Raw genomic sequence first — 23,424 nt, 5'->3', positions numbered from 1 at the left:
ACCCTATACCAATCGTGATTATTCTTGATCCAGCTTCTTCTCAAGCTTGCTTAACCGCTTGTGCATCTCGTCGATACGCATCACCCGGGCGGCGGTCTTGCGCCACTCTTTATTGGTTTGCAGAGGGATGCCGGAAGAGTAGACACCGGGCTCGGTAATGGGTCGCATCACCATGGCCATACCGGTGACGGTGGCCTGGTCGCAGATCTCCATATGCCCGTTAAAGACGGAAGCGCCGCCAATGATACAATATTTGCCGACCTTGAGACTACCAGCCATCACGGTGGAGCCCGCCACGGCGGTGCCGTAACCGATCTCCACGTTGTGGGCGATCTGGCACTGATTGTCGATGATGACGTTGTCAGCGATGCGGGTATCTTCCAGCGCACCGCGGTCAATGGTGGTACAGGCACCGATCTCGACCCGGTTGCCAATGGCCACGCCGCCGAGCTGGGGGATCTTGATCCACTCGCCACGCTCGTTGGCATAACCGAAACCATCGGCCCCGATCACTGTGCCGGATTGAACCAGACAGTCGGTACCCATGGTCACATTGTGATAGAGGGTGACGTTGGCCCACAGCCGGGAGCGAGCTCCCAGCCGGGTATCTTTGCCAACAAAACAGCCCGGGCCAATGCGTACATCGTCACCCAGCACGACGCCGGATTCGATCACTGCATTGGCGCCGATGGCCACTCTCTCGCCCAGTTGCACGTCAGCCGCGATAACGGCGCTCGGATGAATATCCGTGGCCGGCTGCGGGGTGGTGTCCAGCAGTTGGGCTACCCGGGCAAAGCCCACATAGGGGTCTTTGAGCACCAGGGCATTGGTGGGACAAAATGGCAGATCCGCTTCTGTAATGAGCACGGCGGTCGCCTTGCTCTGCTCCAGATAGTGCCGGTACTTTTTGTTGGACAGGAAGGTAATATCCCCCTCCCCGGCCTTTTCCAGTGTCGCTACCTTGCGGATTTCCAGGGTTCCGTCGCCATGGACCTGGGCCCCCAGTTGCTGGGCCAGCTGTGCGAGAGTGAATGCCATCAATTAGTTGCTCTTGCTTACCTGAGAAATAACCTGGCCGGAGATGTCCAGCTTGCTGGCGGCATACGGGGCGGCGTTGCGCTCCAGCACCAGGTCGTAACCATTGCTCTTGGCGATGGAGTCGATGGCTGCCTGTACCTTGGTCAGGATCTTGTTGCGCTCTTCGGACTGACGGCGACCGTTGTCCTGTTCAAACGCCTGACGCTTCTGGTTGAACTCCATCTGCAGCTTGGCCAGTTTCTCCTGGTTCTGCTTCTTCTGCTCGGCGCTCATGAAGGCTTCATCCTTGCGGAACTTCTCGACCAACTTCTGGCCTTCCTGTTCCAGCTTCTGCAGCTCACGCATGCGCGGCTCGAATTCGCCTTTCAGCTTGGCTGCAACGGCTTCACGCTGGGGCAGCTTTTGGAAGACTTCGCCCATATCCACCACGGCGATCTTGGTCTCAGCGAAGGCAGAACCCATGCCGGCAGCCATCAGTGCAAAGCTCAAACCAGCTACTTTCAACGCTTTATTCACACTTACTCCTTGTTCCCTCATGGCGAGGGCTACCTGATTTACCCGATTATGCAAGCGGCGTTAGGACCGTCTTGTTACCTGGTGAGGCACGCATACCGCGCGTCCCATCATTGAAGACCCCCACCGCATGGGTGGGGGCAATACTCTGCTTAGAAAGTACGACCGATATTGAAGGAGAAGAACTCGGTGCGATCCCCTTCGTATTGCTTGATCGGCTTGGCCAGGGCGAACACCAGCGGCCCCATCGGCGAAAGCCACTGCAGGGAGACACCGGCAGAGACCCGAATATTGCCCGGATTGGAGTAGTCCTGGCTCATATAGCTGCAATCAGCACCGGCGGCGCAAGGATATGCCCCGTTGGCAAAGTCGGTGCTCCAGACCGTACCTGCGTCCATAAAGACGGTGGAACGGATCTGCGGACGATAGGTCTCGGAGACGAACGGGGTCGGGAACACCAGCTCCAGTGACGCGACTGCCAGAGCATTGCCACCCACCGAGGTATCCGAACCCTCGTAACTGCCGGTCTGACAAGGTTGATTGCCAGTACAACCGTTTTTACCTAGAGGGTTATAGGTCGCATAGATAGCCTTGGGACCAATGGTATTGCTCTTGAAACCACGTACCGTATCGAAACCACCGGCATAGTAGTTCTCGAAGAACGGCAACATGGAGTCGTCGCCATAGCCGTTACCGTAGGAGACACGGCCCTTGCCGATCATCACCCAGCTGTGATCCGCATCGAGTGGGAAGTAGTGGGCATCTTCGGCAGAGAGCTTGTAGTACTGCAGTTCCATGCCCGGCACAGTCACCTTGGCATTCACTCGTTGACGCTCACCGGCGGTCGGGAACATCCCCTTATTCAGAGTTGAACGGGTCCAGCCAGCAGTGAGGTCGACTGTCACAAACTCAACACTATCCTCACCCTTGGCATAAAGATCCCAGAACTGATCCATCTGCACTGACTGACGGTTGTCATTCCATTGGTTATAACAATTGTTGTTCTCGTCAACGCCATCAGAACCGATACACTCTTTGAATTTTGCCTCATTAAATGTCGGTCGGCTCAACTTGGAGCTTTCAATACCCGTACTGAAGTCGAGACGGTTGAACTCGTTGACCGGGAAGCCGCTGGAGAGACGGAAACCGATGGTTTCGTTCTCGTAATCGACGATATCGGCATCATCGGCACGGAACTGGTTGTAGTAGACCCGACCACCCAGGCTGACACCATCCACGGTGAAATAGGGGTCGTTGTAGCTCAGGTCAACGTTCTTGGAGTAGTCGTTGGTGCTGGCGTTGATGGAGACCTTTTTACCGGTTCCCATGAAGTTGTCCTGAGAGACCCCCGCCTGCAGGCTCAGACCTGACTCGGTACCGTAACCGATACCGGCGTTGATGGAGCCCGCGGGCTGCTCCTTGACCTTGAAGTCGAGGTCAACCAGGTCATCGTTGCCCGGCACTCGCTTGGTATCCACTTCGACGCTCTCGAAGTAGCCAAGGCGGTTGAGACGGCTCTTGGACTGCTCGATGTTGTCGGAAGAGAGCCAGGTGCCTTCCATCTGACGCATCTCGCGGCGCAGCACCTGATCTTCAGTGGTAGCGTTACCGTTGAAGTTGATGTTGCGCACATAGACACGGGGGCCCGGCTCAACGTTGACGATCAGCTCCACTTCCTTGGTCTTGTCATTGACCTGCGGGAAGGTGACCACTTTCGGATAGGCGTAGCCGTAACGACCGAGGAACTTGGAGAGCACCTCTTCGGTATGGGTCACCTGACTCGCGGAGTAGGTGCTGCCGGCAGCGATCGGGATCAATCCCTTCATCTCGCCGCCGCGATCGATCAGATCGCCTTTGAGCTGGACACCGGAGACCTTGTACTGATCCCCTTCCTTGATGTTGAGGGTGACGTAGACGCCCTTCTTGTCAGGCGTCATGGAGACCTGGGTAGACTCCTGCTGGAAGCGGATATAGCCGCGGTCCATGTAGTAGGAGCGCAGGGTCTCGATATCACCGGCCAGCTTCTGCTTCTGATAGCGCTGATCGGCGGTGAAGTTCCACCAGGGCACTTCGTCGCGCAGGGAGAGCTGGGCAATCAGCTTATCTTCCGGGAAGACACTGTTGCCGACGATGTTGATCTGCTGGATCTTGGCCGCTTCCCCTTCCACGAAGGTGAATTTGAGATCGACCCGGTTACGCGGCAACGGGGTGACGATGGCCTTGACCTTGGCGGAGTATTTACCCACGCCATAGTAGAAATCTTCCAGTCCCTTCTCGAGGGAGGTGAGCACGGTGCGATCCAGCGGATCACCCACACGGATACCGGAGGACTCCAGACTCTGGGTCAGTTGCTCCTCCTTGATATCCTTGTTGCCGGCAAACTCGATGCTGGAGATGGTCGGACGCTCCTTGACCATCACCTGCAGCACCTGGCCGTCACGGTAAACCTTCACATCCTCGAAGTTACCCGAGGCATAGAGCTTTTTGATGGCGCTGGCCAGAGCCACGGAATCGACGGTATCACCGACCCGGATCGGCAGGTTCAACAGTGCGGCACCCAGGGTCACCCGTTGCAGACCTTCGACCTGGATATCTTGCACCACAAAAGAGGCAGGGGCCGCCTGGGCCAGGAAACTGGCACCCAGCAGGCAACTCAACACCAATGCTTTTTTAACAGCCATTTTGTTCTTATGTGTCCTTGTTGATGCTCTGGCCTCAGAGGCGAGCGAAATCGTTAAACAGCGCAATGCCCATCAATAACATCAGAATGGCGGCGCCGATCCTGAAACCCACTTCCTGTATTTTCTCTGATACCGGCTTGCCGGTGACCGCTTCGATCAGGAAATAGACCAGATGGCCACCATCGAGCACCGGCAGGGGGAACAGATTGATAATCCCCAGGTTGACGCTGATCAGCGCCAGAAAACTCAAGAAATAGACCAGACCATAGTCGGCACTGCTGCCGGCGCCCTTGGCAATGGAGATGGGGCCGCTCAGGTTGTCCAGCGACACGATGCCACCGATCAGCTTGCCAATCATGTCAAAGGTGAGCGTGATCAGGCTCCAGGTTTTGTCGGCCCCCTGCCACAGCGCCTGCAAAGGCCCATACTGTAACAGAATTCGATATTCATCCGGTAATGGAACCAGTTGCGGCGAGAGGCCGACGAATCCAACCAGCTTGCCCTGCACCTTACGGCTATCCGGGGTCAGGGTCACGTTGAGATCACTGTTGTTACGCTCAACCACCACTTGCAGGGGTTCGCCCGGCGCCTGCTGCACCAGCTCGACAAACTGGGCCCAGGCAGTGATTGGCTGATCGCCGACTTGCTTGATGCGGTCACCAACCTGCAGCCCCGCCTTTTCACTGGCACTCTTGGCCACCACTGCAGCCACGACTGGCAGCACTTTGCCACTCAGGGGGACGATCCCCAGACTGCCGATGGGCGACTCTTTATCCGGATCGAAGGTCCAGCCGGTCAGCGACAAGGTTTTGTCGGTGGCATAGCTGGTATTGGGTGCCTGCACCTTGAGGGTGACAGCCTCATCACCCAGATGGCTGATAAGGGCGTAGGTGACGCTCTCCCAGTCACCGGTCTGTTCATCGCCGACCCCGACAATCTCCATCCCGGGCAGCACACCCGCCTCGGCAACGATGGATGCCGGACGCACTTCACCGATCACCGGCTTGACGCTCGGCACCCCGATGATAAACATCAGCCAGAGGGCAAACAGGGCAAACACAAAGTTGGCCATGGGGCCTGCGGCGACAATCGCCATTCGCGCCCAGACACTCTTGTGGTTGAAGGCATACGGCTCGTCACCGGGCTTGAGTTCATCGACCCGGCCATCGAGCATCTTGACGTAACCACCGAGGGGGATCAGCGCCAACACATATTCGGTGCCATCCTTGCCCATCCGGCGCCAGATCGCCTTGCCAAAGCCGATGGAGAAGCGTTCAACCTTGACGCCACAGCGACGGGCCACCCAGAAGTGACCAAATTCGTGCACCGCGACCAGCAGACCCAGCGCAACAACAAAGGCACCGATATTCCACAACACACCGCCCATCAGCCAAGCTCCTCAATCAAAGTGTGAGCACGGGCTCTGGCCGCACCATCCAGGGCAAACAGATCATCGAGCGAACCGACGGCGCAGCTCTCCAGCGCCAGCATTACCGCCTCGTTGATCCGGGCAATATCCATAAAGCCGATGCGCCCGGCCAGGAAGGCGGCAACCGCCTCCTCGTTGGCCGCATTGAGCGCAGTTGTCGCCGCTTGTCCCTTCTGGCAGGCATTGATGGCCAGCGCCAGACAGGGGTAGCGATCGTAATCAGGCCGGATAAAGCTGAACTCTCCGACACTGAAGAAATCCAAAGGTTCCACACTGGAGGGGATGCGATTGGGATAAGCCAGCGCATGGGCGATGGGGGTACACATATCCGGATTGCCAAGCTGGGCCAGCACGGAGCCATCCTTGTACTGCACCATGGAGTGGATCACCGACTGTGGGTGGATCACCACCTGGATCTGCTCAGGGGCGGCATTGAACAGCCAGCGCGCCTCGATGTACTCCAGCCCCTTGTTGATCATGGTGGCGGAGTCGACCGAAATCTTGGCCCCCATCGACCAGTTGGGATGCGCGATGGCCTGCGCCGGCGTCACCTTGGCCAGCTCGCTGATCTCGGTGTAACGGAACGGGCCGCCGGAACCGGTCAGCAAAATCTTGCTAATCCCCGCCGCCGCCAGATCGCAAAAACCGGGCTGGCGCTGCACGGCAGTCGGCAGACACTGGAAGATGGCATTGTGTTCGCTGTCGATGGGCAGCAGCTCGGCACCATGCTCGCGCACGGCTTCCATGAAGAAAGCACCGGACATCACCAGCGCCTCCTTGTTGGCCAACAAAATGCGCTTGCCGGCACGTACCGCGGCCATGGTCGGGGCCAGACCGGCCGCACCGACGATGGCGGCCATCACGCTATGGGCATCGGGATGGGCGGCCACCTCGCACAGGGCGGTGGCACCAGACATGATCCGGGTCGCACTGCCGTGCGCCTTCAGTCGGGCGGCCAGCTCACGGGCGGCCTCCTCATCGACCATCACGGCAAAACGGGGGGAGAATTCGAGGCAGTCCCGCAACATGGCATCCACGTTGCGGGCGGCGGTCAACGCCAACACTTGCCAACTGCCCGGGTTATGGCGCAGCACTTTCAAGGTACTCTGACCAATGGAGCCGGAGGCCCCCAGAATAACCAGTGACTTGTGCATCAAAACTCCTGACTGAGTAGCAGATAACTGAGCAGAAACACCGGCAGGGCGGCGGTCAGGCTGTCGATCCGGTCGAGAATGCCACCATGACCCGGCAGCAGGGTGCCGGAGTCCTTGATGCCCGCTTCGCGCTTGAACATGCTCTCGGTCAGATCACCGAGTACGGAGGCAAGCACCGCCAGCAGGGAGCAAAACAGCACGGTGATCATCTTGGCAGGCACAAATCCCATCGACCAGGTGACACCGATGGCCAGCAGGCTGGCAGTAAAGAGGCCGCCACACATCCCTTCGATGGTTTTGCCAGGGCTGACGGCTGGCGCCAGCTTGTGTTTACCGAACGCCTTGCCGAAAAAATACGCGCCAGAATCTGCCGCCCAGACCAGTCCCATCACGAACAACAGGATCCAGGCGCCCATCATGGGGTCATGGTAAAAGTTGTAGCCACGGATGGCGACCAGCGACCAGAAGAAGGGAACCAGGGTCACCAGACCAAACAGCGACTTGAGCCAGATAGACTCTTTCCACAGCTTGGCGCTCTGGGGATAACGCAACACCAGCAGCAGACCCAGCAGCCACCAGCTGACCGCGGTCCAGAGCACGCCCATCACCAGGGGGTGCAGGTGAGGCGTCCAGAGTTGCTCCACCGGCAGCCAAAAGAGGCTGGCACCGAGCAACAGACAAAATACGATGGGCAACCATTGCTGCGGGGCAGCACAGACAAACCCACTCCATTCGCGACTGGCCAACAAAAACACCAGCGCAGCCAACAGGGCAAAAAATTTCAATGGCAGAAAGAAGAGCGCCCCCAACACCAGGGGGATCAACATCAAAGCAGTAATAATTCGTTGTTTTAGCAAAAGAAACCTCTCTCTTGGGAGCGGGGTTTAGCCGGTCTGCTGCTCGGCGATCAATTCCCGTATCTGTTCACCGGTGCAACCGAAGCGACGCTCGCGGGCAACGAAAGAGGCGACAGCCTCACTGAACTCGGCCTCGTTGAAATCGGGCCACAATACCGGGGTAAAATAGAGCTCGGCATAGGCGAGCTGCCATAACACAAAGTTGCTGATGCGATGATCGCCACCGGTACGGATCAACAGGTCCACGGGTGGCAGATCGGCCATACAAACCTCGCGGGTCAGCATGGACTCATCAATGTCGTCAGCGGCCAGTTCACCGGCCGCGACCGCTTTGGCCAGCTTGCGGGCCGCCTGGGCGATATCCCACTGGCCGCCATAGTTGGCCGCAATGTTCAGGGTCAACCCCTTGTTATTGGCGGTCAAGGCTTCCGCCTTGGCGATTTTGGCCTGCAAACGCTCACTAAAGCGAGCAGTATCGCCAATCACCTTGAGCCGGATCCCGTTGTTGTGCAGTTTCTGCACCTCACGACCCAGCACGGTGACGAACAGTTCCATCAAGGCACTGACCTCCCCTTCCGGGCGGCGCCAGTTCTCGCTGGAGAATGCAAACAGGGTCAATGCCTCGATCTTGGCACGCGCAGCAAAGGTAACGGCCTCCCGCACTGACTTGACGCCCGCCTTGTGGCCATAAACCCGCATCTTGCCTCGGTTCTGGGCCCAGCGACCGTTACCATCCATGATGATGGCGACGTGACGGGGTAAAGACGAGTTGGCACAATCACCCAACGCAGCCAAAAGCGACATGTAATTCTCCCACAAAGACAAAAGCGCCGTGCAGGGGCACTACACGGCGCTCGTAATATACCTTTCAGACGGTTAGATTTCCATTAGCTCCTTCTCCTTTACGGCAAGGGCCTCATCGACCAGCTTGACGTAGGAGTCGGTCAGCTTCTGGATCTCTTCCTGGGCACGACGGTCGTCATCCTCGGAGATCTCTTTGTCCTTCAGCAGCGCTTTCAGGTCGGCGTTAGCGTCACGACGGATGTTGCGCACGGCAACACGGGCGTTTTCCGCTTCGGCACGGACGATCTTGGTCAGATCGCGACGGCGCTCTTCGGTCAGCGGCGGCAGCGGCACGCGCAGGGTCTGGCCATTGCTGGACGGGTTCAGGCCCAGATCGGAGGTCAGGATCGCCTTCTCTACCGCCTGGATCATGGAGCGGTCAAAAATGGAGATGGAGAGGGTGCGAGCATCTTCTGCCACGACGTTGGCCAACTGTTTCAGCGGAGTGGCTGCACCGTAGTACTCAACCTGGATGCCGTCGAGCAGGCTCGGGTGAGCGCGGCCGGTACGGATCTTGGACATTTGGGTCTTGAGCGCTTCTACGCTCTTGCCCATACGGTCCTTGGCGTCGTTTTTAATCTCGTTGATCACAGTGGTTTTCCTTTTGGCGAACGAGCCGTTACACGGCCCGTGTCTATCTTATTTACTGACGTGATGGATAGGATAAGAGTGCCAGATGGCTCACTTTTATCTTATTTACCAACGTGGTGGATCAGAGTGCCTTCCGGTTCACCCATGATGACCCGGCGCAGGGCGCCCGGTTTGTTCATGTTGAACACGCGGATCGGCAGATCATGGTCACGTGCCAGGGTAAAGGCAGCAAGATCCATCACCTTGAGCTCTTTTTCAAGAACTTCATCATAACTCAGTTCATGATACAGCACGGCATCCGGATTCTTGACCGGATCTTCGTTGTATACACCATCAACCTTGGTGGCTTTGAGCACCACGTCAGCTTCGATCTCGATCCCGCGCAGGCAAGCCGCAGAATCGGTAGTGAAGAAGGGGTTGCCGGTACCGGCAGAGAAGATAACGACTTTGCCAGCACGCAGCTGGCTGATTGCCTCGGCCCAGCTGTAGGAGTCGCAGACGCCTTGCAGGGAGATGGCAGACATCAGACGGGCATTCACATAAGCACGATGCAGGGCATCACGCATGGCCAGACCGTTCATCACGGTTGCCAGCATACCCATGTGGTCGCCCACCACGCGGTTCATGCCCGCTTTGGCAAGACCGGCACCACGGAACAGGTTGCCGCCACCGATGACCAGACCGACCTGAACACCCAACTCAACCAGTTCTTTGATCTCTTGGGCCATACGCTCCAGCACCGCCGGATCAATGCCGAAACCCTCGGATCCTTGCAGGGCTTCACCACTCAACTTCAGAAGAACACGTCTGTATGCAGGTTTGGGATTGGTACTCATGTCACTGATTCCTGGTCATATAAAGACCGCGACATAAGTCGCGGTCTGGGGAAACGGAAAAACCGGTTCGATTAGGCCTTTTGAGCGGCCGCGATTTGGGCTGCAACTTCAGCAGCGAAATCGGTCTCTTGCTTCTCGATGCCTTCGCCCACTTCGAAACGGGTGAAGGAGACAACGTCAGCGCCTTCTTTCTTCAGCAGCTCGGCAACGGTCATGGAAGGATCTTTCACGAACGGTTGACCAGTCAGGGAAACCTCACCGGTGAACTTCTTCATGCGGCCTTCAACCATCTTCTCGGCGATCTCTTTCGGCTTGCCGGAGTTGATGGCGATGTCGATCTGGATTTCGCGCTCTTTGGCAACGACATCAGCAGACACGTCTTCAGGCTTGACGAATTGCGGGCTGTTGGCTGCAACGTGCATGGCCAGATCTTTGGCCAGCTCGGCAGAACCACCGGTCAGCTTGGTGATAACACCAATGCGGGAACCGTGAACGTAGGTACCCAGGTTGTCACCTTCAACCAGCATCACGCGACGCAGGTTCATGTTCTCACCGATCTTGGCGATCAGGTTGGTGATGGTCAGCTCGACGGATTCGCCGTTACCGAAGTCAGCGGCTTTCAGCGCGTCAACGTCAGCAATTTTCTGGGTCGCAGCGATGTCAGCGATCTTCTGGCCCATTGCCATGAAGCTGGCATCTTTGGCGACGAAGTCGGTTTCGCTGTTCAGCTCGATCATGACGGCAACGTTGCCTTCGGTGCGAGCAAAGATAACGCCTTCAGCGGCGATACGGCCCGCTTTCTTGGCGGCTTTGGCCTGACCGGATTTGCGCATGTTCTCAATTGCCAGCTCGATATCACCAGCAGCTTCTTCCAGTGCTTTTTTGCAATCCATCATGCCAGCGGCAGTGCGCTCGCGCAGTTCTTTTACCAGGGCGGCAGTAACGTTAGCCATGTCCAGTATCCTCGGTCTTGAATTGACAAGAAACAGGGGCCACAAGGGCCCCTGCTAACCAATTACATCAGCTTGGTTAATAAGGGCTTTACAGTCCTTATCAATTACTCAGCTTCAACGAAGCCATCTTGTTCGGCTTGAACAACGATGTCCTGAGCGCGAGCTTCCAGTACGGTGTCAGCAGCAGCATTCAGGTACAGCTGTACGGCACGGATAGCGTCGTCGTTACCCGGGATGACATAGTCAACGCCGTCCGGGTTGGAGTTGGTATCAACGATGGAAACTACCGGGATACCCAGGTTGTTGGCTTCTTTGATAGCGATATGCTCGTGGTCGGCATCGACAACGAACAGAACGTCAGGCAGGCCGCCCATGTTCTTGATACCACCCAGGCTCTTCTCCAGCTTTTCCATTTCGCGAGTACGCATCAGCGCCTCTTTCTTGGTCAGCTTTTCGAAGGTACCGTCCTGGCTCTGGGTTTCCAGATCTTTCAGGCGCTTGATAGACTGACGAACGGTTTTCCAGTTGGTCAGCATACCGCCCAGCCAGCGGTGGTTTACATAGAACTGGTCGCAACGCTCAGCGGCTTCTTTGACGGCTTCAGACGCGGCACGCTTGGTACCTACGAACAGTACCTTGCCTTTCTTGGCAGCTACGGAGCTGATGAAGTTCATGGCATCGTCAAACAACGGAACGGTTTTTTCCAGGTTGATGATGTGAACCTTGCTGCGGGCACCGAAGATGTAGGATTTCATTTTCGGGTTCCAGTAACGAGTCTGGTGACCGAAGTGAACGCCAGCTTGCAGCATGTCGCGCATAGAAACTTTAGCCATTTTATACCTCTGTATGGGGTTAGGCCTCCACACATCCCATATAACCGACCTGTTAAGGCACCCCGGTATATGTGTCGATGTGTGTGTGTTATTGATTAAGGGTGATGAAATGGTGGACGCAAGTTCCCCATTCCGGCGCGCTTTATACCATAACTTTGCTCAGGACACCACCGGCCGACACCCGAAACGGGTGTAAATATGGATCCCGCCAGAGGATGCTGCGACGCTGATTTGACGTTGTGATGACAATCACACTGGAAGTACGCGGGGGTTGCGGATAAAATTTTGCCCTGATTGCAAACGCATCTATTTTTCATTACCTGTCCTGTCTGCCCTCGCAGGCCCAGCGGCAGGCCGCAAGAGAGATCCCATGTCCATTAAAATCAAGACACCGGAAGAGATTGAAAAGATGCGCGTTGCCGGCCAATTGGCCGCCGATGTGCTGGTCATGATTGCGCCCCATGTCAAAGCTGGCGTCACCACTGACGAACTGAACACCCTCTGCCACGACTATATGGTCAACGTACAACAGGCGGTTCCGGCTCCGCTGAACTACCACGGCTTCCCCAAATCCATCTGCACCTCGGTGAACGATGTGATCTGCCACGGTATCCCGAATCACAAGAAGCTGCGCGATGGCGACATCATCAACCTGGATATCACCGTCATCAAGGATGGCTACCACGGCGATACCTCGGCCATGTTCATCGTGGGGGAAACCACCCCGCTGCGCCGCCAGCTCTGCAAAGTGGCGCAAGAGAGCCTCTACGCCGCCATCAAGAAGGTGCGTCCGGGTGCCTGCATCACCGAGATTGGCGCCGTCATTCAGCCCATCGTCGAGAAAGCCGGTTTCTCCGTGGTGCGTGACTACTGCGGTCACGGCATCGGTGCCGAATTCCATGAAGAGCCGCAGATCCTCCACTACCGCAACAGCGGCAAGCAGGAGCTGAAAGCGGGCATGTGCTTCACCATCGAACCCATGGTCAACAGCAAGAAGTATCACTGCAAGGTCAATCCGAAGGATGGCTGGACCGTGACCACCAAGGATGGCGGCGACTCCGCCCAGTGGGAGCACACCCTGCTGGTGACCGAGGATGGCTGCGAGGTGCTCACCCTGCGCCCCGATGACACTATCGACCGCTTCATCAAACACAGCTAACATCGAACCCCGGCCCTGAACTCCCAAAGCGCCGGGGTTTTTACTTTTGCTTCAGCCATTTGCCTGCCACTTGCGTGTGAGATGCCATGGACGCCAGCCTGCTTTCCCCTCATTTGTTACCCGATGATCAGCTCACCCGCGACAACTGCAAAGAGTACCTGAGCCGCTTTCTCGGCTGGCTGCACGCCCGTTTCGATGCCGGTGACAACATCATAGAGCTGGTCGCCACCCGCTCCGAGTACATGGATCAGCTGCTCTGCCGGCTGTGGCAGAAGTTCGGCTTCGACAAGAGCGACCTTACCCTCATTGCGGTGGGGGGCTATGGCCGCGGCGAGCTGCACCCCCACTCCGATATCGACCTGCTGATCCTCTATGACGGTGATGAGCTGGACGAGGTGCTGGGGCTGCGGATCGGCGAGTTCATCACCCTGCTGTGGGATCTCAAGCTGGAAGTCGGTCAGGCGGTGCGCAACGTGGCCGAGTGCCTCGAGCAGGGGCGCGCCGATATCACAGTCGCCACCAACCTCATCGAGGCGCGCTATATCACCGGTCGCAAAGAGGGCTTCCGGCAACTGAAAGAGGCGACCGGCCCCCAGCACTTCTGGCCGAGTGAAGCCTTCTTTCGCGCCAAACGGCAGGAGCAGGCGGAGCGCCATCAGCAGTTTCTCGGCACCGCCTACAAGCTGGAGCCCGATCTCAAGAGCAATCCGGGTGGCCTGCGCGACATTCAGACCCTCGCCTGGGTCGCCCGCCGCCACTTTGGCGCCACCACTTTATTCGAGATGACCAGCCACGGTTTTCTCAACCGCGCCGAGTACCGCGAGCTGCTCGACTGCCAGAATTTCCTCTGGAAGGTGCGCTTTGCCCTGCATATGGCGATTAACAAGGGGGACAACCGGCTGCTGTTCGATCGCCAGCGCACCGTGGCCCAGATGCTGGGGTTCGAGGGGGAAGGCAACACCCCGGTCGAGCAGATGATGAAGCGCTTCTACCAGACGGTGCGGCGGGTCTCCGAACTCAACGAGATGCTGTTGCAGCTGTTTGACGAAGCGATCCTCGGCAACACCGCCATGGATGTGCGCCGCCTCTCCGACGAGTTCCAGCTCCGTGGCCGCCTCATCGATGCGGTGGATGCGGAGCTGTTTACCCGTGAACCGGCCGCCATCCTGCGCCTCTTCTATCAGATGGCCCAGCATCCCGAGATTGCGGGCATCCACTCGGCCACCCTGCGCCAACTGCGCGAGGCGCGCCGCAAACTGAACTGCTGGCTGCAGGACTTGCCCGACTGCCGCCGCCTGTTTATGGCGTTGCTGCGCCACCCCAACGGCATCGGCCTGCCGCTCACTCTGATGCACAAGTACGGCATCCTCGCCGCCTATCTGCCGCAATGGAACCTCATCGTTGGCCAGATGCAGTTCGACATGTTTCACGCCTACACGGTGGATGAGCACACCCATCGGCTGCTCAAGAACATTCATCAGTTCCCCAATCCGGCCAGTCGCCAGAGCCATCCGCTCTGCCACGAGGTATTCACCCGGCTGCGCAAACCGGAGCTGCTCAGTATCGCGGCCCTGTTCCACGACATCGCCAAGGGGCGGCGCGGCGATCACTCGGAACTTGGCGCCGTCGATGCGCTGGAGTTCTGCCAACTGCATGGTCTGGATCGCTACGAGAGCCGACTGGTCGCCTGGCTGGTGCGCCACCACCTGCTGATGTCGGTCACCGCCCAGCGCCGTGATATATACGACCCCGACGTGGTCACCGATTTTGCCCAGAAGGTGCGCGACGAGCAGCACCTCGACCTGCTCTACTGCCTCACCGTGGCCGATATCTGCGCCACCAACGACACCCTGTGGAACGACTGGAAGGGCACCCTGCTGCGGGAGCTCTACTTCGCGACCCAGAAGGCGCTGCGCCAGGGGCTGGAGAATCCTCCCGACATGCGGCTGCGCATTCGCGAAAACCAGCGACAGGCCAAGCAGTTCATGGCGCAGCGGGATGTGTCAGAAGAGGCGATCAACCTGCTCTGGGCCGACTTCAAGGCGGATTACTTCCTGCGTCACAGCCCGGAGCAGATCGCCTGGCACTGCCGCCACATCATCGAACATGGTGACAATCCGGCGCCGCTGGTGATCATCGGCAAACACCCGACCCGCGGTGGCAGCGAGGTGTTTATCTACTGCCGCGATACCCCGAATCTGTTTGCCACCGTCGCCTCGGCGCTGGATCAGAAGAACCTCAACATCCACGACGCCCAGATCATGAACTCCCGCAGCAACTTCGTGCTCGATACCTTCGTGGTGCTGGAGCCGAGTGGCGAACCCATCAGCCCCAACCGCACCGCCACCATCAAGAAGGCGCTGGAGAAGGCGCTGCAGGAGCCGGGCAAGCTGGTGCTGCGCAACAAGCCGCTATCACGGCGCCACCGCCAGTTCAGCGTGCCGACCCGGGTGGTCTTCCTGCCCCATAAAGGGGAGAGCCGACACACCCTGATGGAGCTGACGGCGCTGGATACCCCCGGCCTGCTGGCCCGGATCGGTGCCGTGTTCCAGCAGTGCGGGCTGTCGCTGCACGCCGCCAAAATTGCCACCTTTGGCGAGCGGGTCGAGGACTTTTTCAGCCTGACCAGCCTCGATGGCGAGCCATTGACCGCCGAGCAGCAACAACAACTGGAAGAGCGACTGGTACACCAGCTCAACCCCCAGCACTCGGTGCTGGATTAAGCGAAGAGTGATTCGAAAGAGGCTGGTTATCGGGCGTTTTTGCCATGCCAAACAACTGGTTGGCGCACACCGGGCGAAGAAATGGCCGCTGGCCGGAAGAATTCCGGTCAACCCCTTAAAAACAGTCGGAAAAGTGTGATACAACAAACAGAATTTTTTAAAGGAAACCTGTCATGACCGAGTTGCAACAGATCATTGAAGCGGCCTTCGAGCGCCGCGACACCATTACTCCGGGCTCCGTGGATAGCGCCACCAAGTCCGCCATCCTGCAAGCCATCGACCTGCTGGACTCCGGCAAGGCGCGGGTTGCCGAGAAGATCGCCGGTGAGTGGGTTGTCCATCAGTGGTTGAAGAAAGCGGTCCTGCTCTACTTCCGCATCAACGACAACGGCATCATCAAGGGCGACGATGCCCAGTACTACGACAAGGTTCCCCTCAAGTTCTCCAACTACACCGCCGAGCAGTTCAAGGAAGCGGGTGTGCGCGTGGTGCCGCCGGCAACAGCCCGCAAAGGCTCCTTTATCGCCCCCAATACCGTGCTGATGCCCTCCTATGTCAACATCGGCGCCTTCGTTGATGAAGGCACCATGGTCGATACCTGGGCCACCGTCGGTTCTTGCGCCCAGATCGGTAAAAACGTCCACCTCTCCGGCGGAGTCGGCATCGGCGGCGTGCTGGAGCCGCTGCAAGCCAACCCGACCATCATCGAAGACAACTGCTTTATCGGTGCCCGCTCCGAAGTGGTTGAAGGCGTCATCGTCGAGGAAGGTTCCGTCATCTCCATGGGCGTCTTCATCGGCCAGTCCACCCGCATCTATGACCGCGAAACCGGCGAGATCCACTACGGCCGCGTACCGGCTGGCTCCGTGGTCGTCTCCGGCTCCCTGCCCTCCAAATGCGGCAAATACAGCCTCTACGCGGCGGTGATCGTCAAGAAGGTCGATGCCAAGACCCGTGCCAAAGTCGGCATCAACGCCCTGCTGCGCTCCATCGACGAATAATCAGCATTGCTGTGCTGAAAAGGGCGCCTGATGGCTAATGCCGATCAGTTAAGGATCCATTGACCGATCCTTCTGATGTGTAAAAATCCGAAACCTGTTGATTGGTTTCGGATTTTTTATGCGTATCGTACAGGCTCTCGACTTCCTCCACGCCAGCAATCCCGCTCAGTTTGAGTCACTCTCCGACCTCATTTCCCCCGAGCTCATCACAACTCTGCTCGCCGAAGAGGATGTCGTGACCCTGCGCCGTCGCCGCATGCCCATGGAGCGCCTGGTCTGGGCCATCATCGGCATGGCTATCTTCCGCCACGTCCCCATGACCCAGCTGGTCAATCAGCTCGATATCCTCTTGCCCGGGGACCGCCCCTTTGTCGCCCCCAGCGCCTTCCTGCAAGCTCGCCAAAAACTGGGAGACAAGAGCATCGAACGCCTGTTTCACGAGACCGCCTCGCTTTGGCACCCGCAGGCCAATCACCCCGGCTGGGCCGGGCTGCAACTACTCGCCGTTGATGGCGTGATGTGGCGCACGCCTGATACCCCGGACAATACCGCCGCCTTTGCCAAGCCCGGTACCCAGCATGGCGAGACGGCCTATCCGCAGGTATGCATGCTCTGCCAGATGGAGCTGACCAGTCACCTGCTTGTTCAGGCTGTCATGGAGAGCTGCGCCGTCAACGAGATGGTGCTGGCCGAACAGCTTGTCGCGCGCACGCCGGACCACTCGCTGACCCTGTTCGACAAGGGGTTTTACTCCCTCGGTCTGCTACATGCCTGGCAAACTGCGGGTAGCGAGCGGCACTGGCTGCTGCCGCTCAAAAAGGGCACGCAATACGAGGTGGTACGCAAGCTGGGGCGCCAGGATGTGCTGGTGCGCCTGACGACCAGTCCACAGGCACGCAAGAAGTGGCCACAACTGCCGGATACGGTGGAAGCCCGCTTGCTGACTCGCAACATCAACGGCAAGGAGCGCCAAGTGTTAACCTCGATGGTCGACCCGATGCGCTTCCCGGGGACTGACATCGCTGAACTCTACAGCCATCGCTGGGAAATCGAGTTGGGCTATCGGGAGATGAAGCACAGCCTGCAACAACATCGACTGACCCTGCGTAGCAAGAAGGCGACGGGGATACGGCAAGAGCTGTGGGGCGTGCTGCTGGCGTACAACCTGCTGCGCAGCCAGATGGTGAAGATGACGGCGAGCCTGAAGGGATACACGGCGAGCCAGCTGAGTTTTCACATGGCGTCGATCTATCTTATCCATGAACTGAGCTGCATGCCCTACCTGTCAGCGGGGACTATCCCGAAGCGGGTAGCTGACCTGGAGAAACAGGCGGGGCAGTTTGTGCTGCCGGCACGAAGGGAGCGAAGTTACCCCCGCTGCGTGAAGCCAAGGCCACAGAGGTATAGTGTGAAAAAAGCCAATAAAAACAATGCCAGTCAGGCTTAACTGACTGGCATTACGCCTGATGGCGCCCTTTTGATTTTGGCGCCCTTGTCACAGGCAAGCCATCAGGCATCGGTTAAGATAATCGGGACAGGATCGTTTCAAACCGAGGAAGCCCGATGTACGAGAATCTGAAGAGCCTGGGGATCCAGGATCCCGCCTCCGTCGACAGCTATACCCTGCGCCAGGAGGCCAACCACGACATCCTCAAGATCTACTTCAAGAAGCAGAAGGGCGAGTTCTTCGCCAAGAGTGTCAAATTCAAGTATCCGCGCCAACGCAAAACCATGCTGGTCGACTCCGGTACCCATGAGTACAAGGATGTCACCGAGATCAACGCCAACCTCAAGTACGTGGTAGATGAGCTGGACAACCTGACCCAGGGTGTCCATGTCGAGATCGATCCGGACATCAAGCAGAAGATCCTGCGCGACCTGCGTCATCTGGAAAAAGTAGTGCAGAACAAGATCAGCGAAATCGAGCGGGATCTGGAGAAACTCTAACCCTACCCACTCGACAACAGAGCGCCTTGATGGCTAATGCCGATCAGTTAAGGAGCCATTGACCGATCCTCCTGATGTGTAAAAATCCGAAACCTGTTGATTTGGTTTCGGATTTTTGTGCGTATCGACCAGGCTCTCGATTTCCTCTACGCCAGCAATGCCGCCCAGTTTGAGTCACTCTCCGACTTCATTCCCCCTGCACCGTTTTACCGTATGCCTATGGCGCGTCTGGTCTAGGCTATCATCGGCATGGCCATCTTCCGCCATGTCCCCATGACCCAGCTGGTCAATCAGCTCGATATCCTCTTGCCCGGTGACCACCCCTTTGTCACCCCCAACGCCTTCCTGCAAACCTGCCAAAAGCTCGGGGATAAGATTATCGAGCGGCTGTTTCACGAGACCGCCTCGCTCTGGCACCAGCAGGCCAATCACCCCGGCTGGGCCGGGCTGCAGCTGCTCGCCGTCGATGGCGTGATGTGGCGCACACCCGATACTCCGGACGATGCCGCCGCCTTTGCCAAGCCCGGCACCCAGCATGGCGAGGCCGCTACCCATGCTCCTGACTAGCCATCGGCTTGTTCAGGCTGTCATAGAGAGTTGCGCCGTCAACGAGATGGTGCGCAAGCTGGGGCATCAGGATGTGCTGGTGCGTCTGGCGACCAGTCCACAGGCACGCAAGAAGTGGCCACAGTTGCCCGAAGCGGTGGAGACCCGCTTGCTGACCCGCACTATCAATGGTAAGGAGCGGCAGGTACTGACCTCGATGGTTGACCCGATGCGCTTCCCGGGAGCTGACATCGTCGAGCTCTACAGCCATCGCTGGGAAATCGAACTGGGCTATCGGGAGATGAAGCACAGCCTGCAACAACATCGACTGACCCTGCGTAGCAAGAAGGCGGCGGGGATACGGCAAGAGCTGTGGGGCGTGCTGCTGGCGTACAACCTGCTGCGTAGCCAGATGGTGAAGATGGCGGCGAGCCTGAAGGGATACACGGCGAGCCAGCTGAGTTTTCACATGGCGTCGGTCTATCTTATCCATGAACTGAGCTGCATGCCGTACCTGTCACCGGGTACTATCCCGAAGCGGGTAGCTGACCTAGAGAAACAGGCGGAGCAGTTTGTATGACCAGAACGAAGGGCGCGAAGTTACCCCCGCAGCGTGAAGCCAATCCCACAGAGGTATAGTGTGAAAAAAGCTAATAAAAACAATGCCAGTCAGGCTTGACTGACAGGCATTACGGCAACTGCCGGGCGTTTTGCTTGGGCTGATATGCAACCCTTCATAGGTGACGAATGGGCCGAGAGGCTTAACCCGCCGCGCTGGCCTGCTCGGCGGCAGCCCGCGCCTGAGTCAGCCACTCATTGACCAGCGCCCCGTGCCCCTTGAGCCAGGCATCGGCATGGCGCTCGATATCCGCCGGTTTGTTCTGCCCCCTGTTCATCAACCCGTTCTGGACGTTGATGTCATTGAGCGGCAGCTTGACGATGGAAAACAGCTTGGCCGCCGCCGGGTTGGCATCGGTGAAAGCCTTGTTGGCCACGATATGCATGGTATTGACCGGGAAGCCGTAGTTCTTGCCGTTCGGCAACCGGGTCTTGGCCGCATCAGGGGCGTCGGCGGGTACTTCCAGCCACACGACATCCTTGCCCGGCACCAGCTCGCTGCTGAGCCAGTAGGGGGTCCAGGTGTAATAGAGCACCGGCTTGCCACTCTGGAAGCGAGCACGGGTATCGGCGATCAGCGCCGCATAGTTGCCCTGCTTGTGGGTGACGGTGGGGGTCAGGCCGAACTCGTCCAGATGATGGTTGATCGCCTCTTCACAGCCCCAGCCAGGGTTACAGCCCACCAGATCGGCCTTGCCATCTCCATCGCCGTCAAACAGCGCGGCCAGCGCGGGATCCTTGAGCTGCCCGAGATTGGTGATGCCATATCGGGTCGCTGTCTGCTTGTCGATGAGATACCCCTGCGCCGCACCGGCCACATAGGTGCCCTGACGGAAGAACACCTTGTCTCCCCCCGCCTGTTCGTACTTGTTGTCCTGCAGCGGGATCCAGTTAAAGGCGAGGAAGGTGCCGTCCCCCTGTGCCACCGAGGCATAAGCCACGTTGTAATCCACCTCCTGAGCAGGCTGGACGTCGTAGCCAAGCCGCGCCATCAGCTTGCTGACCAGCAGGCTCTGGAACGCCTCTTCCGGCAGGGAGCTCTGCAAGGGTTGAACGCGGATCCCCTCCCCCGGCAACTCGGTGCTGGCCATGGCCATGGCCAGCGGGCTCAGCAGCGAGGAGCTCAACAACAGAGTGCTCAGCAGCAAGGCGTGACGGGTGTGCGTTGTGGTAATCAGGCTCATGCCTTTACTCCTTGGTAATCGATGGATTTGCTGCGGCCAGTGAGGCGCAGCAGCAAGGCGACGGGGCCACGCTGATACCAGCGGCCAACCCGGTTGCGATCCGGTTGACCCATCGCCTGGGTCAAACGGTCGAGCACGATGGCCAGCAGCACGATGCCGAGGCCGCCAATGGAGGCGAGCCCCATATCGAGCCGCCCGATGCCGCGCAGCACCATCTGACCCAACCCGCCGACCGCGATCATCGAGGCGATCACCACCATGGAGAGCGCCAGCATCAGGGTCTGGTTGACCCCGGCCATGATGGTGGGCATGGCGAGCGGCAACTGCACCTTGAACAACAGTTGGGAGGGGCTGGCACCAAACGAGTGGGCCGCCTCCACCAGATCCGCAGGCACCTGTCTTATCCCCAGCATGGTGAGGCGGATCATCGGCGGCAGGGCGAAGATCACGGTCACCACGACACCGGGCACGTTGCCGATACCGAACAGCATGACGATGGGGATGAGGTAGACGAACGCCGGGGTGGTCTGCATCGCATCCAGCAGCGGTCGGGTCCAGGTAGACAACCGCTCGCTACGGGCCAGCAGAATGCCGACCGGCAAGCCAATCAGGATGCAGAAGAACAGCGAGGTCAGCACCAGCGATAGGGTCACCATGGCATCGGACCAGGCTCCGATCAGCCCGATCCCGACCAATGCGGCGAGGGTGCCAACCGCCATCCGGCCGTTGACCAGTTGCCAGGCGATCAGGGTCAACAGCCCGATCATCAGGGTGGATGGCACCGTCTGCAGCAGATGGGTCATGGCGTTGAGAGTCACTTCCACCGGCGCGCGGATCAGCTGAAACACAGGGCGCAGGTTCTCCACCAACCAGCCGATGCCCCCTTCGACCCAGCTGTCCAGCGGCACCAGCGCCTGCTGGAAGGGGTCCAGCCAGTCGACGGCTGACTCGGTATCCACGGCAGCAATCTGGTTTTGCCAGTCGGCCGCTTCGGTGGCTGTACTGCCCCAGGGATCGGCGACGGCTGTCGTGGTTACCGCCGCGCCCCAAGGGTCGGCATCCGCCTCGTCAGCCCGCAGGGAGGGGCTCGCCAGCAGCAGGAGTGCCAGCAGCCAAGTCAGCACAAAGTGAGGATTAATCAGCTTCATACCGGGGTACTCCTGTCCAGGGTGTTGAGCAGATTGGCCTTGGAGATGAGCCCCAGATAGGTGCCATCCTCCTCGACCACGGGCACCTGACAGGGTGCGGCAGCCACCTGGCTGATCAGTTCATTGAGGGAGGTGTCGGCCAGAATAGGCTGGATATCCGCCAGCAACGCCTGCTCCAGACTCCCCTTGCCACGCACGGCCTCACTGAGCGACTCGACCGAGACAACGCCGATGAAGCGGCGGCTGCGATCCACCACGTAGCCAAACTCCCGCTCCAGCTCCTTGAGCTGACGCAGGGCGTTGCCCGGCCCGTCGGTGGTGTGTTTCTTGATAAGCGGCATCTGCTTGCTGCTGACGATATCGCGAGCGCTGAAGACATTGGCGAGATCCACCCCGCGGAAGAAGGCACGCACATAGTCGTTGGCGGGCTGGTTCAGGATCTCGTCCGGAGTGCCAACCTGCACCACCTGACCATCCTGCATGATGGCGATGCGATCGCCGATACGCATCGCCTCGTCCAGATCGTGGGAGATAAACACGATGGTGCGCTGCTGGCTCGCCTGCAGCTTGAGCAGCTCGTCCTGCATCTCGGTGCGGATCAGCGGATCCAGCGCCGAAAAAGCCTCGTCCATCAGCAGGATGTCGGGATCGTTGGCGAGCGCCCGGGCCAGACCGACCCGCTGCTTCATGCCACCGGAGAGGGCATCGGGGAAGGCATCAATCCACTGACCCAATCCCACCTGATGGAGCGCCTGACGGGCACTCTGCTGGCGTTCTGCCAGTGGCACCCCGGCCAGCTCCAGCCCGAAGGCGGTGTTTTCCAGCACGCTCAGGTGCGGCATCAGGGCGAAGGATTGAAACACCATGCTGATCTTCTTGCGCCGCACCTGACGCAGCTCGCTCTCTGAGATGGTGGCGATATCCTCGCCATCGATCAGCACCTGGCCGCGGGTCGGCTCGATAAGGCGGTTGAAGAGCCGCACCAGCGTCGATTTTCCCGAACCGGAGAGGCCCATCACCACGAAGATTTCTCCCTCGTGAATGGCCAGATCGACCCCCTGCACACCCAGGGTCTGTCCGCTCTGTTGCAGGATGCTGGCACGGTCATGCCCTTTCGCCAGCAATTTGAATGCTTTTTCCGGCTGATCGCCGAAGATTTTATAGAGTGATTTGACTTCGAGTTTGACTGTCATACTGTCCTTTTTTCATGGTCGACATCTTGGTGATTAACCTGCCGAACGCGAACCAATTACTTTTTACACTAAGCAATCGACAGCCAAAACAAAAGAGCCAATAAAGTCCCATAAAACCAACATCAAAATAAACCATTGATTTTAATAAGATATTTTTATCAATAAAAACCGAACAAA

Annotated in this window: 19 protein-coding genes and 1 pseudogene; 6 read left to right on the top strand and 14 right to left on the bottom strand. The window is 58.5% G+C overall.

Annotated features, from left to right (window positions below; genetic code table 11):
• Positions 1 to 18: 18 nt before the first annotated feature.
• From lpxD to rpsB, 11 genes are all read right to left on the bottom strand, one after another.
• A complete protein-coding gene (gene lpxD, locus I6G90_RS21035; RefSeq protein ID WP_197929078.1) occupies positions 19 to 1,038 on the bottom strand; it encodes a UDP-3-O-(3-hydroxymyristoyl)glucosamine N-acyltransferase in 1,020 nt (339 codons plus the stop codon).
• A gap of 3 nt (positions 1,039 to 1,041) precedes the next feature.
• Positions 1,042 to 1,554, bottom strand: a complete 513-nt coding sequence (locus I6G90_RS21030; RefSeq protein ID WP_005338563.1) for an OmpH family outer membrane protein — start codon at positions 1,552 to 1,554, stop codon at positions 1,042 to 1,044.
• A 149-nt stretch (positions 1,555 to 1,703) separates the two neighbouring features.
• Entirely contained in the window at positions 1,704 to 4,232 is a 2,529-nt protein-coding gene (bamA, locus tag I6G90_RS21025; RefSeq protein ID WP_197929077.1) for an outer membrane protein assembly factor BamA, read from the bottom strand.
• A 34-nt stretch (positions 4,233 to 4,266) separates the two neighbouring features.
• Positions 4,267 to 5,619 (bottom strand): sigma E protease regulator RseP, encoded by a 1,353-nt coding sequence (gene rseP / locus I6G90_RS21020; RefSeq protein ID WP_042058440.1) that lies wholly within the window; start codon positions 5,617 to 5,619, stop codon positions 4,267 to 4,269.
• Positions 5,619 to 6,815, bottom strand: a complete 1,197-nt coding sequence (ispC, locus tag I6G90_RS21015; RefSeq protein WP_197929076.1) for a 1-deoxy-D-xylulose-5-phosphate reductoisomerase — start codon at positions 6,813 to 6,815, stop codon at positions 5,619 to 5,621. The genes rseP and ispC overlap by 1 nt, the downstream gene beginning before the upstream one ends.
• Positions 6,815 to 7,642 (bottom strand): phosphatidate cytidylyltransferase, encoded by an 828-nt coding sequence (locus tag I6G90_RS21010; protein ID WP_269668391.1) that lies wholly within the window; start codon positions 7,640 to 7,642, stop codon positions 6,815 to 6,817. Before I6G90_RS21010 ends, ispC begins: the two co-directional genes overlap by 1 nt.
• A gap of 57 nt (positions 7,643 to 7,699) precedes the next feature.
• Entirely contained in the window at positions 7,700 to 8,476 is a 777-nt protein-coding gene (uppS, locus tag I6G90_RS21005) for a polyprenyl diphosphate synthase (RefSeq protein WP_058052228.1), read from the bottom strand.
• A 72-nt stretch (positions 8,477 to 8,548) separates the two neighbouring features.
• Entirely contained in the window at positions 8,549 to 9,106 is a 558-nt protein-coding gene (frr, locus tag I6G90_RS21000) for a ribosome recycling factor (protein ID WP_033137948.1), read from the bottom strand.
• 101 nt (positions 9,107 to 9,207) lie between these two features.
• Positions 9,208 to 9,942 carry a UMP kinase gene (gene pyrH, locus I6G90_RS20995; protein WP_033137947.1) on the bottom strand — a complete coding sequence of 245 codons (735 nt, stop codon included), beginning with the start codon at positions 9,940 to 9,942 and terminating at the stop codon, positions 9,208 to 9,210.
• Between the two features lie 71 nt (positions 9,943 to 10,013).
• Positions 10,014 to 10,895 (bottom strand): translation elongation factor Ts, encoded by an 882-nt coding sequence (gene tsf, locus I6G90_RS20990; RefSeq protein ID WP_042058435.1) that lies wholly within the window; start codon positions 10,893 to 10,895, stop codon positions 10,014 to 10,016.
• A gap of 104 nt (positions 10,896 to 10,999) precedes the next feature.
• Positions 11,000 to 11,728 (bottom strand): 30S ribosomal protein S2, encoded by a 729-nt coding sequence (rpsB, locus tag I6G90_RS20985; RefSeq protein ID WP_042058433.1) that lies wholly within the window; start codon positions 11,726 to 11,728, stop codon positions 11,000 to 11,002.
• A 370-nt stretch (positions 11,729 to 12,098) separates the two neighbouring features.
• On the opposite strand from rpsB, the gene map reads away from it, so the two are divergent.
• The 6 genes and pseudogenes from map to I6G90_RS20955 all read left to right on the top strand — a co-directional run bounded on the left by map (position 12,099) and on the right by I6G90_RS20955 (position 19,783).
• Complete coding sequence (gene map, locus I6G90_RS20980; RefSeq protein WP_182933682.1) at positions 12,099 to 12,887, top strand: type I methionyl aminopeptidase; 789 nt, start codon at positions 12,099 to 12,101, stop codon at positions 12,885 to 12,887.
• An 86-nt stretch (positions 12,888 to 12,973) separates the two neighbouring features.
• Positions 12,974 to 15,610, top strand: coding sequence for a bifunctional uridylyltransferase/uridylyl-removing protein GlnD (gene glnD, locus I6G90_RS20975; RefSeq protein ID WP_197929075.1), 2,637 nt, complete (start codon positions 12,974 to 12,976; stop codon positions 15,608 to 15,610).
• 173 nt (positions 15,611 to 15,783) lie between these two features.
• Positions 15,784 to 16,611: a 2,3,4,5-tetrahydropyridine-2,6-dicarboxylate N-succinyltransferase gene (gene dapD, locus I6G90_RS20970; protein WP_005338581.1), complete on the top strand. Its 828-nt coding sequence runs from the start codon at positions 15,784 to 15,786 to the stop codon at positions 16,609 to 16,611.
• Positions 16,612 to 16,729: 118 nt separating this feature from the next.
• Positions 16,730 to 18,058: an IS4 family transposase gene (locus I6G90_RS20965; RefSeq protein WP_197929074.1), complete on the top strand. Its 1,329-nt coding sequence runs from the start codon at positions 16,730 to 16,732 to the stop codon at positions 18,056 to 18,058.
• Positions 18,059 to 18,174: 116 nt separating this feature from the next.
• A complete protein-coding gene (locus I6G90_RS20960) occupies positions 18,175 to 18,558 on the top strand; it encodes a DUF3461 family protein (protein WP_042657949.1) in 384 nt (127 codons plus the stop codon).
• 117 nt (positions 18,559 to 18,675) lie between these two features.
• A pseudogene (locus tag I6G90_RS20955) lies at positions 18,676 to 19,783 on the top strand (transposase).
• Positions 19,784 to 19,865: 82 nt separating this feature from the next.
• Here I6G90_RS20955 and proX read toward each other — a convergent pair.
• From proX to proV, 3 genes are read right to left on the bottom strand one after another with little or no spacing between them, the layout of a single operon-like run.
• Positions 19,866 to 20,906, bottom strand: coding sequence for a glycine betaine/L-proline ABC transporter substrate-binding protein ProX (proX, locus tag I6G90_RS20950; protein ID WP_197929073.1), 1,041 nt, complete (start codon positions 20,904 to 20,906; stop codon positions 19,866 to 19,868).
• Positions 20,903 to 22,054, bottom strand: a complete 1,152-nt coding sequence (gene proW, locus I6G90_RS20945; RefSeq protein ID WP_197929071.1) for a glycine betaine/L-proline ABC transporter permease ProW — start codon at positions 22,052 to 22,054, stop codon at positions 20,903 to 20,905. The genes proX and proW overlap by 4 nt, the downstream gene beginning before the upstream one ends.
• Complete coding sequence (proV, locus tag I6G90_RS20940; RefSeq protein ID WP_197929069.1) at positions 22,051 to 23,247, bottom strand: glycine betaine/L-proline ABC transporter ATP-binding protein ProV; 1,197 nt, start codon at positions 23,245 to 23,247, stop codon at positions 22,051 to 22,053. The genes proW and proV overlap by 4 nt, the downstream gene beginning before the upstream one ends.
• Positions 23,248 to 23,424: the final 177 nt, after the last annotated feature.

The organism is Aeromonas allosaccharophila, assembly GCF_016026615.1.
Taxonomy (GTDB): Bacteria; Pseudomonadota; Gammaproteobacteria; order Enterobacterales; family Aeromonadaceae; genus Aeromonas; species Aeromonas allosaccharophila.
Note: the sequence above shows the minus strand (reverse complement) of the source record. Positions and strands in the feature narration are given on the sequence as shown.

Coding starts and splice junctions, on each gene's coding strand:
- lpxD (WP_197929078.1), bottom strand. CDS start 1,038: ATGGCATTCACTCTCGCACAGCTGGCCCAGCAACTGGGGGCCCAGGTC.
- bamA (WP_197929077.1), bottom strand. CDS start 4,232: ATGGCTGTTAAAAAAGCATTGGTGTTGAGTTGCCTGCTGGGTGCCAGT.
- rseP (WP_042058440.1), bottom strand. CDS start 5,619: ATGGGCGGTGTGTTGTGGAATATCGGTGCCTTTGTTGTTGCGCTGGGT.
- ispC (WP_197929076.1), bottom strand. CDS start 6,815: ATGCACAAGTCACTGGTTATTCTGGGGGCCTCCGGCTCCATTGGTCAG.
- I6G90_RS21010 (WP_269668391.1), bottom strand. CDS start 7,642: ATGTTGATCCCCCTGGTGTTGGGGGCGCTCTTCTTTCTGCCATTGAAA.
- uppS (WP_058052228.1), bottom strand. CDS start 8,476: ATGTCGCTTTTGGCTGCGTTGGGTGATTGTGCCAACTCGTCTTTACCC.
- pyrH (WP_033137947.1), bottom strand. CDS start 9,942: ATGAGTACCAATCCCAAACCTGCATACAGACGTGTTCTTCTGAAGTTG.
- tsf (WP_042058435.1), bottom strand. CDS start 10,895: ATGGCTAACGTTACTGCCGCCCTGGTAAAAGAACTGCGCGAGCGCACT.
- rpsB (WP_042058433.1), bottom strand. CDS start 11,728: ATGGCTAAAGTTTCTATGCGCGACATGCTGCAAGCTGGCGTTCACTTC.
- map (WP_182933682.1), top strand. CDS start 12,099: ATGTCCATTAAAATCAAGACACCGGAAGAGATTGAAAAGATGCGCGTT.
- glnD (WP_197929075.1), top strand. CDS start 12,974: ATGGACGCCAGCCTGCTTTCCCCTCATTTGTTACCCGATGATCAGCTC.
- dapD (WP_005338581.1), top strand. CDS start 15,784: ATGACCGAGTTGCAACAGATCATTGAAGCGGCCTTCGAGCGCCGCGAC.
- I6G90_RS20965 (WP_197929074.1), top strand. CDS start 16,730: ATGCGTATCGTACAGGCTCTCGACTTCCTCCACGCCAGCAATCCCGCT.
- I6G90_RS20960 (WP_042657949.1), top strand. CDS start 18,175: ATGTACGAGAATCTGAAGAGCCTGGGGATCCAGGATCCCGCCTCCGTC.
- proX (WP_197929073.1), bottom strand. CDS start 20,906: ATGAGCCTGATTACCACAACGCACACCCGTCACGCCTTGCTGCTGAGC.
- proW (WP_197929071.1), bottom strand. CDS start 22,054: ATGAAGCTGATTAATCCTCACTTTGTGCTGACTTGGCTGCTGGCACTC.
- proV (WP_197929069.1), bottom strand. CDS start 23,247: ATGACAGTCAAACTCGAAGTCAAATCACTCTATAAAATCTTCGGCGAT.